15 protein-coding genes are annotated in these 13,131 nt (G+C 49.4%); 8 read left to right on the forward strand and 7 right to left on the reverse strand.

The features are described from left to right. Positions 1 to 282: 282 nt before the first annotated feature. Positions 283 to 1,167, forward strand: a complete 885-nt coding sequence (htpX, locus tag NNO04_RS13180; protein ID WP_271445046.1) for a protease HtpX — start codon at positions 283 to 285, stop codon at positions 1,165 to 1,167. Between the two features lie 77 nt (positions 1,168 to 1,244). Here htpX and NNO04_RS13185 read toward each other — a convergent pair whose 3' ends face one another. Further along, positions 1,245 to 2,618, reverse strand: a complete 1,374-nt coding sequence (locus NNO04_RS13185; protein ID WP_271445047.1) for an MFS transporter — start codon at positions 2,616 to 2,618, stop codon at positions 1,245 to 1,247. Between the two features lie 175 nt (positions 2,619 to 2,793). On the opposite strand from NNO04_RS13185, the gene kdgR reads away from it, so the two are divergent. Next, a complete protein-coding gene (kdgR, locus tag NNO04_RS13190; RefSeq protein WP_271445048.1) occupies positions 2,794 to 3,585 on the forward strand; it encodes a DNA-binding transcriptional regulator KdgR in 792 nt (263 codons plus the stop codon). 198 nt (positions 3,586 to 3,783) lie between these two features. On the opposite strand, the gene NNO04_RS13195 is transcribed toward kdgR, so the two are convergent. Further along, a complete protein-coding gene (locus tag NNO04_RS13195; RefSeq protein ID WP_271445049.1) occupies positions 3,784 to 4,020 on the reverse strand; it encodes a YobH family protein in 237 nt (78 codons plus the stop codon). A gap of 157 nt (positions 4,021 to 4,177) precedes the next feature. Here NNO04_RS13195 and mgrB point away from each other — a divergent pair, with 157 nt between their 5' ends. From mgrB to rlmA, 6 genes are all read left to right on the forward strand, one after another. Then, positions 4,178 to 4,321, forward strand: coding sequence for a PhoP/PhoQ regulator MgrB (mgrB, locus tag NNO04_RS13200; RefSeq protein ID WP_162379727.1), 144 nt, complete (start codon positions 4,178 to 4,180; stop codon positions 4,319 to 4,321). A gap of 74 nt (positions 4,322 to 4,395) precedes the next feature. Next, entirely contained in the window at positions 4,396 to 4,683 is a 288-nt protein-coding gene (locus tag NNO04_RS13205; RefSeq protein WP_271445050.1) for a YebO family protein, read from the forward strand. A 700-nt stretch (positions 4,684 to 5,383) separates the two neighbouring features. Next, on the forward strand, positions 5,384 to 5,527 hold the full coding sequence (locus tag NNO04_RS13210) for a DUF2627 domain-containing protein (RefSeq protein WP_162379729.1): 144 nt from the start codon (positions 5,384 to 5,386) through the stop codon (positions 5,525 to 5,527). 12 nt (positions 5,528 to 5,539) lie between these two features. Beyond that, a complete protein-coding gene (cspE, locus tag NNO04_RS13215; protein WP_001062678.1) occupies positions 5,540 to 5,749 on the forward strand; it encodes a transcription antiterminator/RNA stability regulator CspE in 210 nt (69 codons plus the stop codon). Positions 5,750 to 5,968: 219 nt separating this feature from the next. Next, positions 5,969 to 7,714 carry a peptidoglycan glycosyltransferase FtsI gene (gene ftsI / locus NNO04_RS13220; RefSeq protein ID WP_271445051.1) on the forward strand — a complete coding sequence of 582 codons (1,746 nt, stop codon included), beginning with the start codon at positions 5,969 to 5,971 and terminating at the stop codon, positions 7,712 to 7,714. A gap of 129 nt (positions 7,715 to 7,843) precedes the next feature. Then, positions 7,844 to 8,653 (forward strand): 23S rRNA (guanine(745)-N(1))-methyltransferase, encoded by an 810-nt coding sequence (gene rlmA / locus NNO04_RS13225; protein WP_271445052.1) that lies wholly within the window; start codon positions 7,844 to 7,846, stop codon positions 8,651 to 8,653. Here rlmA and mntP read toward each other — a convergent pair. The 5 genes from mntP to manX form a co-directional block, all read right to left on the reverse strand. Next, the gene (mntP, locus tag NNO04_RS13230; protein ID WP_271445093.1) at positions 8,650 to 9,216 is read right to left on the reverse strand and encodes a manganese efflux pump MntP; all 567 of its coding nucleotides are present in this window, start codon (positions 9,214 to 9,216) and stop codon (positions 8,650 to 8,652) included. The two genes, rlmA and mntP, sit on opposite strands and share 4 nt — an antisense overlap. 431 nt (positions 9,217 to 9,647) lie before the next feature. After that, complete coding sequence (locus tag NNO04_RS13235) at positions 9,648 to 10,106, reverse strand: DUF986 family protein (protein ID WP_271445053.1); 459 nt, start codon at positions 10,104 to 10,106, stop codon at positions 9,648 to 9,650. Between the two features lie 51 nt (positions 10,107 to 10,157). Then, positions 10,158 to 11,009 (reverse strand): PTS mannose transporter subunit IID, encoded by an 852-nt coding sequence (locus NNO04_RS13240; RefSeq protein ID WP_162379734.1) that lies wholly within the window; start codon positions 11,007 to 11,009, stop codon positions 10,158 to 10,160. A gap of 12 nt (positions 11,010 to 11,021) precedes the next feature. After that, positions 11,022 to 11,822, reverse strand: coding sequence for a PTS mannose transporter subunit IIC (manY, locus tag NNO04_RS13245; protein WP_162379735.1), 801 nt, complete (start codon positions 11,820 to 11,822; stop codon positions 11,022 to 11,024). A gap of 57 nt (positions 11,823 to 11,879) precedes the next feature. Next, positions 11,880 to 12,845: a PTS mannose transporter subunit IIAB gene (manX, locus tag NNO04_RS13250; RefSeq protein WP_271445054.1), complete on the reverse strand. Its 966-nt coding sequence runs from the start codon at positions 12,843 to 12,845 to the stop codon at positions 11,880 to 11,882. Positions 12,846 to 13,131: the final 286 nt, after the last annotated feature.

Consider the following 13,131-nt stretch of genomic DNA (forward strand, 5'->3'; position numbering starts at 1 on the left):
TACGGGCCGTAAGTAACAAAGTTGGATGCAAATGTCAGATCGTATGCGCCTGTTAGGGCGCGGCTGGTAACAGAGCCTTACAGGCGCATTTGAAAAACCTCCGGCTATGCCGGAGGATATTTATTTAACAAATGTGGGTGGCCGTCAGACTATCGCTCTCAAATGTAAAGTTGTGTCTTTCTGGTGACTTACAGCCCATTGATGCTTGAAAATAGCGATAACACCCATACGATGTGGGTAATCGCATAGTGCGTTTTGTTAAGTTGAGGTTAAAAGAAGATTATGATGCGAATCGCGCTCTTCCTGCTGACGAACCTGGCCGTGATGGTCGTTTTCGGGCTGGTGCTGAGCCTGACGGGGATACAGTCGAGCAGCGTGCAAGGTCTACTGATCATGGCGTTGCTGTTTGGTTTTGGTGGTTCCTTCATTTCGTTGCTGATGTCCAAATGGATGGCGTTGAAATCCGTTGGTGGAGAGGTCATCGAACAACCGCGTAATGAAAGAGAACGCTGGCTGATGAATACGGTCGCGACGCAGGCCCGCCAGGCGGGGATTGCTATGCCGCAGGTGGCTATTTACCATGCGCCAGACATCAATGCGTTTGCAACCGGTGCTCGTCGTGATGCGTCTTTGGTTGCTGTGAGCTCGGGTTTGCTGCAAAACATGAGCCCGGATGAAGCTGAAGCCGTTATTGCGCATGAGATCAGCCATATTGCGAACGGCGATATGGTGACGATGACCCTGATTCAGGGGGTAGTAAACACCTTTGTTATCTTTATCTCGCGTATTCTTGCGCAAATTGCCGCAGGTTTTATGGGCGGTAACCGTGAAGAAGAAGGCGAGGGCGGCAATGGTAATCCGTTGATCTACTTCGCTGTTGCGACAGTGCTGGAGCTGGTCTTTGGTATTCTGGCGAGCATTATCACCATGTGGTTCTCCCGTCACCGTGAGTTCCATGCCGATGCCGGTTCAGCGAAACTGGTCGGTCGCGAAAAAATGATTGCCGCGTTGCAGCGCCTGAAAACCAGCTATGAGCCGCAGGAAGCCAGCAGCATGATGGCATTCTGTATCAACGGCAAGTCGAAATCGCTGAGCGAATTGTTCATGACGCACCCACCGTTGGATAAGCGTATTGAAGCGCTGCGCAGCGGGGAATATCTGAAGTAACAGGCATGAGTAGGCCAGTGAACGGAATAGGCTCTAAAGTCTGAATGTAAAAAAGCGCGTCTGATGACGCGCTTTTTTTATGCTCCCGGCCGGGGTTGTGTAATACGTAAACCACTCACAATGGCCGCCAGCGTGGCCATAATGCCCGCAACCATCAGCGCGATGTGTGTTCCGCCATCACCGAACAGGTTCAGCATGAGCGCCACCAGTGCGGCCCCCGAACTTTGTCCCAGTAAACGTGCTGTTCCCAGCATGCCACTTGCACCTCCGCTACGCTCACGGGGGGCTGAGGTGATGATTGTGTGATTGTTTGGCGACTGGAATAGACCAAAACCGGCACCGCAGAGAATCATTGGCCAGATAATACGGATGTCGGAGGGGGAGACCGGCAACAACACCAGGGAAAACAGGCCTGCCGCCATCACTGCCAACCCCAATGCGCCCAGCAGACCCGCGTGTACTTTTTCTATTAAGTAACCGGCAAGTGGCGCCATCACCATAGTGGCCAGCGGCCAGGGCGTTAACAACAGGCCGGTTTCCACTTCGCTTCGACCCAACACGGTTTGCAGGAAAAAGGGCAGGGAGACCAGCGCGAGCATTTGCGCGCAAAAGGAACAAATCGAGGTGCCAATAGAGAGGGAAAAAAGGGGGATCCGCAGCAAGTCCACTGGCAGCAAAGGGACCGGAAGTGAAAGCTGGCGGCGAATAAAGAAAAAACCGACAACAAGCATGATGGCTGTCTCGGCGCCGATCAGCAGCAATGACTGCCCCTGGGCGAATCCGCTAAGGGCCGTGATCAGCAGTCCAAACGTTAAGGCGTTCATCACGGCGCTCGGCAGGTCAAAGCGCGGTTTCTTACTGCGCGACCCATTGGGTGGCAAAAAGCGCATGGCTAATAGCAATGCCAGGATGCCTAACGGTACGTTAATCAGAAATAACCACTGCCATGAAGCAACCGAGAGAATAGCGGCAGCGATTGTGGGGCCTGCCGCTGATGATACTGCGACGATGAATGAGTTAATGCCCATCCCTCGTCCAAGATGGCGCTGGGGATAGATAAGGCGAATTAGCGCAGTGTTGACACTCATCAGCGCCGCCCCGCCAAACCCCTGTATGACGCGCGCCATCGTCAGCATTTGCAATGAATCAGACAAAGCACAAAAAAGGGATGCCAGCAGGAAAATTACTAACCCGCATTTGTATATACGCCGATAACCAAACATATCCCCCAAAAATGATAGAGAGAGCAGGGAGACCACAATGGCAATTTGGTAGGCGTTAACCACCCAGATTGAACTGGCGGGTGAAGCCTGAAGGTCGGCGGCTATCGTTGGGAGTGCGACGTTAGCGATAGCACCGTCGAGAACTGCCATCGAAATACCAATCACGATGGTGAGTATGGCACCGTACCGTTGAGGAACGGGCAATCCATCTATCTGGCATTTTTCCATATGAATTCAAAGTCTTTCTGGGATTATGATCAGAGTAATTATTTTAGCATTGATATTCAGGGTTATGTCGCAGATTTGTAACTCAATAAGCAAAGATGGATTGCGGGCAATGTAACGTGAAATTATAATAAAAAATTGTTCTGATTTTTATAAAACACTCGCAATGAGGTGATAAATGGCTACTACAGATCTGGATAAACAACCTGATTCTGTTTCTTCTGTGCTGAAAGTGTTTGGCATTTTACAGGCGCTGGGGGAAGAGCGCGAAATTGGTATTACCGAGTTGTCGCAACGCGTCATGATGTCGAAAAGCACCGTTTATCGCTTTTTGCAGACCATGAAAACGCTGGGATATGTGGCTCAGGAAGGCGAATCAGAAAAATATTCACTGACCCTGAAACTGTTTGAATTAGGCGCACGCGCTTTACAGAATGTTGATCTGATCCGTAGTGCTGATATTCAAATGCGTGAGCTTTCGCGTCTGACGAAAGAGACGGTACACCTCGGTGCGCTGGACGAAGACAGTATCGTTTACATTCACAAAATTGATTCTATGTACAATCTGCGTATGTACTCGCGGGTTGGACGTCGTAACCCGTTGTACAGTACCGCGATTGGTAAAGTGCTTTTAGCCTGGCGCGATCGTGATGAAGTCAAACAGATTATGGAAGGGGTTGAGTATAAGCGCAGCACTGACCGTACGATAACTTCTACTGATGAATTACTGACATTGCTGGATAAAGTCCGTGAACAGGGTTATGGCGAGGATAACGAAGAGCAGGAAGAAGGTTTACGCTGTATTGGCGTACCGGTATTCGATCGCTTCGGGGTTGTCATTGCGGGTCTGAGTATCTCCTTCCCGACGCTGCGTTTCTCAGAAGAGCGTTTGCACGAGTATGTCGCCATGCTGCACACCGCTGCACGTAAGATCTCCGAACAAATGGGCTATAACGACTACCCGTTCTGAGTGGCGTTCGCTACCTGATATTAAAAAGCCAGACGGCACTTACTGCTGGCTGGCTTTTTAACCAGGGCGTAACCGTATATCGTCGGGATAGTTCAATATTAGATAAGTACATATTAGCGGGACTTAATATGATGAACGGAAGAATAAATAAGGCATAACGGAGTTATGCCTTGGGGAAATACTCGACAAACAGATTTATCAATTATCAACAACAACCGTACTTTTTCTCAATACAGGACAATCTGTCAGACCAATAATACCGCTATTAGTGTGAATATACTGCGCCGTGCTGGTGCCGCGGGCGGTCAGATAGTGGCATTGCAAGCCCAGACCAGCTGCATTCTCCTGACTACCAATCAAAATTCCGTAACCGCTGAGTAGCAAACCTATCCATACCAGAGCAAGCAAGACAATCGCGCGAATGATCAAACGCATTACAACCTCTTTTCTTCTTTCGTTATAATAAGAGTAGCCTCTGCATCTGCTGATACAAGTGAATCATTCCTAAAAATACGTAATGCCACTACAGTTAGCCCCGGTTTAGGTAACGCATGATAATTTAGAGTCATAAGATGTGGATTCGGAGAACTGAGTGAAAAAGTTTCGGTGGGTATTCCTGATAATTGGCGTGCTGGTCTGCCTGTTGCTTTGGGCGCAGGTGTTCAACATCATGTGCGATCAGGATGTACAATTTTTCAGCGGTATTTGCGCCATCAATAAATTTATTCCCTGGTAAACGCATTTTTACAACAGGTGATTACCTTCTCGTGTAGCAGTGCTAAAATGTCCCGTCTACATTGAGGTGGTAAAATGAACGAAGTTCTGAACTCAGGCGCGCTAACTTTCGCGTCTTTAATGGTATCGGTGGTGGTTCTGGTTGTTGGACTTGTATTGTGGTTTTTCGTCAACCGCGCAAGCTCGCGCACCAATGAGCAGATTGAATTGCTCGAATCCTTGTTAGATCAGCAAAAACGTCAAAATGCGTTGTTGCGCCGTCTGTGTGAAGCAAATGAACCTGAAAAAACGGCTGAGGCGACTCCGGCTGCAAATGATCGGGAAGAGGACGATGATATCATCCGTCTGGTAGCGGAAAGGTAGTCGGATTGACAGGATGCGGGTTTGCCAGCACTGTCTGGGGCACGACATCCTGTCATTCTTCATAGTGATGCATTTTTCTGGTGCAACTGCGCATTTCGATTATCGTTTGCAGTCGGATCCCGGCAACGATAATATTTTATCGAACAATGAATATGTTATCCCCGGACGCATTAATTAACGCTATTCCCTACAACTAAAATATGATTATTCATTTTTTGTGATGACGATCGTTATTATCAATAACGAAACGTTTCTCTCCCATTTTTTGTGCATTGTCATCGTATATTCATTATTTTGGTGCACAATGTCGTTGGAGAGTTTTGCTACATTAGCCCATTAAAAATCAGCCATTCGTATCTGTTTTTTTTCAATTGGTATGATTTTGTTATGTGACAATTTATGCATTACAAAGCATAAAAAGTGATATCTGTCACTAGTGGCGATAAGTTGAGCAGCTTACCTGGAACAACTGAATTTATTGAGCTATGGTAGAAAAGCGTCTGTTCTGAGCACAGTTTGTCAAAGCGGATGTAGAGCGGCGAAAATATATCTTTAGCGGATTTAGCGCATAACAGTGCAGTCGCGCTTTGCCGACTTTCGGGATTTGTGCGACTGATCGAGACACGTTTAAAAATGGCTTGCCATATTTTACGTTGTATGTGATAACACGGCTTGGGTTAAACGAGGTGCAATTCTGTTTATGTGTGGCATTTTCAGTAAAGAAGTCCTGAGTAAAAACGTTGTCGTTGAATACCGCTTCTCTGCCGAACCTTATATTAGTGCCTCAAGCAGTAATGTCTCAGTTTCATCTATGTTATGCCTGCGGGCGAAGAAAACAATCTAAGGAATTTTGCAAATGGCAAAGATTAAAGGTCAAGTTAAGTGGTTCAACGAGTCCAAAGGTTTTGGTTTCATTACTCCGGCTGATGGCAGCAAAGACGTGTTTGTACACTTCTCCGCTATCCAGGGTAATGGCTTCAAAACTCTGGCTGAAGGCCAGAACGTTGAGTTCGAAATTCAGGACGGCCAGAAAGGTCCGGCTGCTGTTAACGTAACAGCTATCTGATCGATACCACTGATTTGAAGCGTTCAGGCGCATCAACCTCAGATATAAAGCCTCGCAAATGCGGGGCTTTTTAATTCAACTTGCGTCAAAACATGTCTGAATCCCCTTCTGTTAGTGCTTTGTTGCAAAACCGCGAAGTTCGTAGCATTGTTTTTCCCGATTTCCTTCACAATTTTTCGTTAAATCAATCGCCTGAAACATAAGTTTGCTGGAGACCCGGTGAAAAAGAAAAGCGACGGCGTGATGGCTAATTTTACCCCCGTGCGTTTCGCGCTGCTGTGTGCGGCAATCCTGGCAAGTATGGGGTTATTACTCGGGCGCCTTGCGTGGTTACAAATTGTCACGCCGACGAACCTGGTCAGGCAAGAGGATATGCGCTCGCTACGTGAAGTCGCCACGGCTTCTGTGCGCGGGATGATTACAGACAGAGAAGGGCGTCCGCTGGCTGTCAGCGTGCCGGTGAATGCGGTCTGGGCCGATCCTAAAACCATCATCAGCAAGGGCGGCGTGGGATATAACGAACGCTGGCAAGCCCTGGCGAGTACGCTGCATCTGTCGTTAAGCACGCTGGCCGAGCGGGTTAACAGTAATCCGGCGGGGAGATTTATCTATCTGGCGCGCCAGGTGTCACCACAACAAGCACAATGGATAGACAAACTTAACCTTGTGGGGATCAATCTGCGTGAAGAATCACGTCGATTTTATCCTGCCGGACATGTTGCGGCGAATCTGATTGGTTTTACCAATATTGACGGACAGGGTATTGAAGGGATTGAGAAAAGCTTTAACTCGCAATTGACGGGGAAACCGGGCTCGCGTCTGGTGCGAAAAGACAAATTTGGGCATGTGATTGAGAACATCACGGAAGTCACGCCGGTCCCGGCACATGAATTGCGACTCAGCATTGATGAGCGTTTGCAGACCGTAACGGAAGATGCCTTAGACAATGCCGTTACCTGGAATAAAGCGGAGTCGGGCGCAGCGGTACTGGTCAGTGTTGCTACCGGCGAAATTCTCGCGATGGCCAGCTTCCCTGATTTTAACCCTAACAATCGCGAAGGGGCCGTGCTGGACGATTTTCGCAATCGCGCCATTAGCGACACCTTTGAACCGGGCTCTACCGTAAAACCGTTGGTCATTATGACGGCGCTAAAACAGGGCATTGTGCAACCGGACAGCGTGCTCGACACACACCCGTTTAATCTTGATGGTCATCGTATCCGGGACGTGGGCTTTTACCCTGAACTCTCTTTAACCGGTATTTTGCAAAAATCGAGTGACACCGGGGTTTCGCATCTCTCACTCGCGATGCCGATTAAACAATTGCTTGATACGTATAAAAGTTTCGGATTTGGTACACCGACAGGGCTGGGATTAACAGGGGAGAGTCGCGGTTTGCTGCCTCAACGACGTTACTGGAGCGATCTTGATCGGGCAACGTTTGCTTTCGGTTATGGTTTGATGGTGACGCCACTGCAACTGGCGCATGTGTATGCGACGATCGGCAGCTTCGGTATTTATCGGCCTCTCTCCATTACCCGTATCGATCCCCCGGTGATTGGCACCCGGGTAATGCCTGAAGGTCTGGTCCACGATGTTGAACATATGATGGAGAGCGTTGCGTTGCCCGGAGGTGGGGGAACCAAAGCTGCGGTGAGAGATTATCGTGTCGCGGTGAAAACCGGCACGGCGAAAAAAATAGGCGCTGATGGAAAGTACGTCGATAAATATGTGGCCTACACGGCGGGCGTTGCCCCGGCGAGCGATCCGAAATTTGCGTTGGTCGTCGTGATCAACGATCCGCAGAATGGTGCTTATTATGGAGGGGCGGTTTCGGCTCCGGTCTTTAGCCAGATTATGGGGGACGTATTGCGCCTCGAGAACGTTAAACCTGATGGCATGCCCGCCGATTCTGACCATTTGCTGGTTATGCACGGCAGTCGCGTTCCGACGCCTGTACTCTAAGAAGGGCAGCTGCAGGCCAGCATTCAGGGTGTTAGCGTGTTGTCCTGCAACGCGAATTATTGAGAGTATATTTTCCCTGGGCGCAATTCGCGTTACACTTGCGCCCCGAAGTCATCAGCCGGAGTTGTCATGTCGTTTTCTTGTCCTCTTTGCCACCACCCTCTTGCGCAAGTAAAAAACAGTTTTATCTGCCCGCAACGACATCAGTTTGATGTGGCGAAAGAAGGATATGTCAACTTACTGCCGGTGCAGCATAAACGCTCGCGTGACCCCGGTGATAGTGCGGAAATGATGCAGGCGCGCCGGGCGTTTCTTGACGCCGGGCATTATCAGCCGCTACGTGACGCTATCGTCAATATCCTCAATGAACTTTTGAGTCCCCATGCGACATCGGTTCTCGATATTGGCTGCGGCGAAGGGTATTACACCCATGCTTTTGCCGATGCGCAGTCGGGAATCACCGTGTTTGGCCTGGATGTGGCAAAAGTGGCGATTAAGTCTGCGGCTAAGCGTTATCCGCAGGTGACGTTCTGCGTTGCCTCGAGTCATCGCCTGCCATTTGCTGATGCGTCAATGGATGCCATTATCAGGATATACGCGCCGTGCAAAGCAGAAGAGTTATCCAGAGTCGTCAAACCGGGTGGATGGGTGATCACCGCAACGCCGGGGCCACGCCATTTAATGGAACTCAAGGGACTGATTTATGATGAGATCCGACTGCATGCCCCGCACACGGAGCAAATCGATGGTTTTACGTTACAGCAGAGCGTGGCGTTGAACTATCCTATGCGCCTTCTCGGTAGTGAGGCGGTGGCGTTATTACAGATGACGCCTTTTGCATGGCGGGCGAAGCCCGAGGTGTGGGAAACGTTGTCAGCCAGGGACGTATTTGACTGCCAGACCGATTTTAGTCTTCACCTCTGGCAGCGTGACAGTTAGCCGTAAAAATGGGCCCAGAGGATCTGGGCACCAATGCCAATCAGCACGATCCCGCCTAAAATTTCCGCGCGTTTGCCCAGCATCGGGCCAATGAATCGGCCAATCATCATTCCCAGTGTTGACATAATCAGCGTCGCGCAACCAATGGCCAGCGCAGTGGCGATGATATTCACCTGCAGGAAGGCTAAACCGACCCCAACGGCCATGGCATCCAGACTGGTGGCAATGGCCGTTGTCACTAACAACCAAAAGCTGTGACGGCGCAGGGGCTCTGCGTCTTCCTCATCGTTATCACGAAAGCCTTCAAGGATCATACGCCCGCCTAAGAAAATCAGTAGCAGGAAGGCTATCCAGTGGTTCCATTCGAGAACGAATTTGCTCGCCAGCACCCCCATGCCCCAACCAATCAGCGGGGTAAGCGTTTCGACAGCGCCAAAAATAAGGCCAGTGCGCAGCGCTTCGGAGAATTTGGGTTTATGCAGGGTGGCGCCTTTACCAATCGACGCAGCGAAGGCGTCCATCGACATACCAAAAGCGAGAAGAATTGTAGCGGTAAAATGCATGACAGCGTCCTGACCGGGGTTTCCATAAAACACATCACCGCCCCCAGCAAACATGCCCTCCTGATGTGCATCTGTTATCACAGTATCAGCACTCTGGTTGGCATAGCAGTTGATGTGCATATGGTCTCGCCTGACTGAGTGTGATCAGTCCGTACGCGCCACGTTTTTCAACGAGTATGTTGACACGTACATTTCCGGAGTCTGGAAATTGGCTACTCCCCAAATGACGGCGCAACCTTAACATATTTTGAGAATATAAAACAACAAAGAGGAAATACTATTTGACCTCTAACTGAAAACGATTTTCATTTAGATTTAAATATATCAATGAAAGGTTAAGAAGAATAATAATTTTAGCTATTAAAATATAGCCTGAGCTATGTTTGTCGCTGGCTGATATACCAAAATATAGTTCAGGCTATATTATTAACTCATTGATATGAAACGAGAAGTTTATATATTTTTTCCAGATCGTCGATATTTCGTACGCGGACCAGTAATCGGCGTTGTTCTAATTGCATGACCAGCACGCCATCCTCGGATAAATTCATTTCTTTGATCCGGTTATATTCTATCCACACATTAGCGAAGAAGAAGCCTTTTTGCTTGAAAATGATTTTAGGCACCCGGATCCAGAATAGATACACTCCCATTAATACCAGACCACATAATAACCATGTGGTGGTTTGCGGCCCGTGGCTGGTGGCGTTGTTATAGATAAGAATGAGAACCAGACCAATAAAGATAACACTGTCCACACGACTGCGACGCAACAAGGGAACAGAAAGCAGGGTGGAGCCGTGACGGCGGGGCATGATGAACTGATCGTAAATGGCAAATGCCAGCAATACGGCAATAAAGAGAACCAGCACCAGGTCCGTGATTGTCATGAATCCTCCAAATAAAAACCGGGGGCAGGCCCCCGGTAAAGTACAACGTTATTACAGACCTAACAGACCCACAGAGTAACCCGCGATACCGATGATAAAGAAACCAACGATGATCCACAGTGGATTGACTTTCTTACGCAGCAACCACATACAGGCGAAGGTCAGCAACAGTGGCACCAGGCCCGGCATCAACTGGTCAAGGATCGTTTGTACCGTGGTGACACGCGTCTGGCCATCCTGACCGGTAATGGTGGAAACCACCAGCGGGATGTTAACGTGCGTCCACTTGTTAACCAACGCCCCCATGACAAACAGGCCGAGAATTGACGCCCCCTCGGTCAGTTTCTGCAGGAATCCGCCGCCCATATCTTTAACGATATCGACACCTTTACGGTAACCGTAAGCCACGCCGTAGTAACGGGTCGCCAGACGCACCAGATTGAACAGAATGAAGAACAACAGTGGGCCCAGCAGGCTACCGCTCATCGCGATACCGGCACCCAGCGCGGCAAACACCGGACGAACAGTACCCCAGAAGATCGGGTCACCGACGCCAGCCAACGGACCCATCAGACCGACTTTGATACCGTTGATGGCACCATCGTCGATCTCCGCACCGTTAGCACGTTGTTCTTCCATCGCCAGCGTAACGCCCAGCACAGGGGCCGCCACATAAGGATGGGTGTTAAAGAACTCCAGGTGACGTTTAATCGCTTGTTTGCGCGCATCGTTGTTCTCAGGATACAAGCGACGGATGGCCGGTATCATAGAGAAGCAGAAACCCAGCGCCTGCATACGTTCGAAGTTCCATGAACCCTGAAACAGGTTAGAACGAATGAACACGCCACGAATGTCACTCTGAGTGAGTTTTTTCTCGGTAGTTGTTTTAGTCATATCAACCATTTCGCTCACCTGCTAGTCCAGTTCATTATCGAGGGAGTTATCACCAGCAGCCTGAGCTGGCGCACCCGCTACGCGGTTATATTTCGGGCTCAATTGAATGTAGAGGATGGCCATGACTGCGCCAATCACACCCAGAGCGACCAGGTTGAAGTTAGTAAATGCTGCGGTCACGAAGCCGAGGTAGAAGAACGGCATCAGGTAGCCCGCACGCATCATGTTGATGACCATTGCATAACCGACGACGACGATCATACCGCCCGCAATATTCAGACCACCGGTAACGACTTCTGGAATCGCATTGAGCATGCTCTGCACTTCACTGGTACCGACAGAGATTGCCACGATAACGGCCGGAATGGCGATACGCATTGCCTGCAGGAACAGGGAAGAGACGTGGATCCAGGAAAGCGCCGTGAGGTTGCCGTTTTCAGCCGCCTTATCCGCGGCGTGCTGGAATGCTACGGTGATAGTACGTACGATGATGGTCAGAACCTGACCTGCCGCCGCCAGCGGGATAGCCAGCGCGATACCCGCCCCGATGCTTTGGTGACCGGCGATAACCAGAACGGTTGATATGATGGACGCCAGTGCGGCATCGGGCGCAACAGCGGCACCGATGTTCATCCAGCCCAGGGCGATCATTTCCAGGGTACCACCGATGATAATACCGGTTTTCATATCCCCGAGAACGGCACCAATCAACGTACAGGCAATCAGCGGACGGTGGAACTGAAATTCATCAAGTACCGACTCCATACCCGCGATACATGCGACGATGAACACCAGCACAATCTGAAGAGTGGTAATCTCCATTGTACTTCTCCTATTGCTATGCAACTTAAGTGTGAAAGCGAATTAAATGCTGATGGGTTACTTCGCCACTTTGGCGATCAAGTCCATCATTTTCAGTTTCTGGTCGGTGGACACTTTACGAACTTCAAGTTCGATACCGCGTTCGTTGAGCTTTTTGAAGGCGACGATATCTTTCTCATCGACGGAAACCGCATTGTTAACCTGCGTTTTGCCCTGACGGAAGGCCATACCGCCAATGTTTACGGAGGTGATTTTGACGCCACCTTCGACGATACGCTCCACATCAGTAGGATTGGTGAACAACAGCATGACGCGATTACCAGCGTATTTCGGGTTGTTGTAAACGCGAATCATCTTCTCAACGTCGACGACGTGCGCCGTTACGCCCGGAGGTGCGACTTGTGTTAACAGCGTTTTACGCACGTTATCCGCAGCCACTTCATCGCTTACCACGATAATGCGGGTAACGTTTGTTTCTTTGGTCCAGCGCGTTGCCACCTGGCCGTGGATAAGGCGGTCATCAATACGGGCAAGGCCAATGACCATATAATCATCAGGACCCATTGGTTTCGCCGATGCGGCCGCTTTTGATGCGGCAACCGGTGCGGGCACCGCTTTTTCAACCGGTTTTGCTTTCAGCGCCTTCACGCCTTCACGTCCGGTTTCTACCGCCAGAGCAACTAATTCGTCAAAGCTCGGGTTGTCATCACGGGCCATAAACGTTTCCACCAGCATGGGGATGTTAACGCCTGCGACAACTTCATAATGCTCTTTGTCAACGACAATGCGGCTGGCAGCGTTAAACGGACTGCCTCCCCATGTATCGACGAGAAATAGCACGCCTTTACTGGTATCGAGTTTTGCCAACTGAGCGTTGTACTTTTCGATCAGCGTTTCGGCATTTTCGCCTGGAACGAAATCGATCCAGCCGACATTTTCCTGCTCGCCTAACAGCATTTCGGCTGTTTTTAGTAACTGCTCTGCAGCCCAACCATGTGTGCCTATCACAATAGCAATGGTCACTTGCTACCTCCTTTATTATCGTTAACACATCGACGCAAAGATGTAGTTTGAATCGCCGTCCGCAATCGAATCGATTCAGATAAGGGTTACAATAGAAAACTTATGATTTTCGTGAATTATTTTAGATATCGAAAAAAATATTTTATGTGATGAAGATCCGTAATTTAGGTTTCGGTTTTGAGAAATTTCGTGGTGTAAAATATCTCTGTCACATCTCTTTGCAAAGGACCGTAAATCTTTGCCAAAAAGACATTGTCTCTGTTATGTTTATGATCTGTTTAATTTC

Source organism: Citrobacter sp. Awk 4 (assembly GCF_028069725.1).
Lineage (GTDB): Bacteria > Pseudomonadota > Gammaproteobacteria > Enterobacterales > Enterobacteriaceae > Citrobacter_D.

Coding starts and splice junctions, on each gene's coding strand:
- htpX (WP_271445046.1), top strand. CDS start 283: ATGATGCGAATCGCGCTCTTCCTGCTGACGAACCTGGCCGTGATGGTC.
- NNO04_RS13185 (WP_271445047.1), bottom strand. CDS start 2,618: ATGGAAAAATGCCAGATAGATGGATTGCCCGTTCCTCAACGGTACGGT.
- kdgR (WP_271445048.1), top strand. CDS start 2,794: ATGGCTACTACAGATCTGGATAAACAACCTGATTCTGTTTCTTCTGTG.
- NNO04_RS13195 (WP_271445049.1), bottom strand. CDS start 4,020: ATGCGTTTGATCATTCGCGCGATTGTCTTGCTTGCTCTGGTATGGATA.
- NNO04_RS13205 (WP_271445050.1), top strand. CDS start 4,396: ATGAACGAAGTTCTGAACTCAGGCGCGCTAACTTTCGCGTCTTTAATG.
- NNO04_RS13210 (WP_162379729.1), top strand. CDS start 5,384: ATGTGTGGCATTTTCAGTAAAGAAGTCCTGAGTAAAAACGTTGTCGTT.
- cspE (WP_001062678.1), top strand. CDS start 5,540: ATGGCAAAGATTAAAGGTCAAGTTAAGTGGTTCAACGAGTCCAAAGGT.
- rlmA (WP_271445052.1), top strand. CDS start 7,844: ATGTCGTTTTCTTGTCCTCTTTGCCACCACCCTCTTGCGCAAGTAAAA.
- mntP (WP_271445093.1), bottom strand. CDS start 9,216: ATGCATTTTACCGCTACAATTCTTCTCGCTTTTGGTATGTCGATGGAC.
- NNO04_RS13235 (WP_271445053.1), bottom strand. CDS start 10,106: ATGACAATCACGGACCTGGTGCTGGTTCTCTTTATTGCCGTATTGCTG.
- NNO04_RS13240 (WP_162379734.1), bottom strand. CDS start 11,009: ATGGTTGATATGACTAAAACAACTACCGAGAAAAAACTCACTCAGAGT.
- manY (WP_162379735.1), bottom strand. CDS start 11,822: ATGGAGATTACCACTCTTCAGATTGTGCTGGTGTTCATCGTCGCATGT.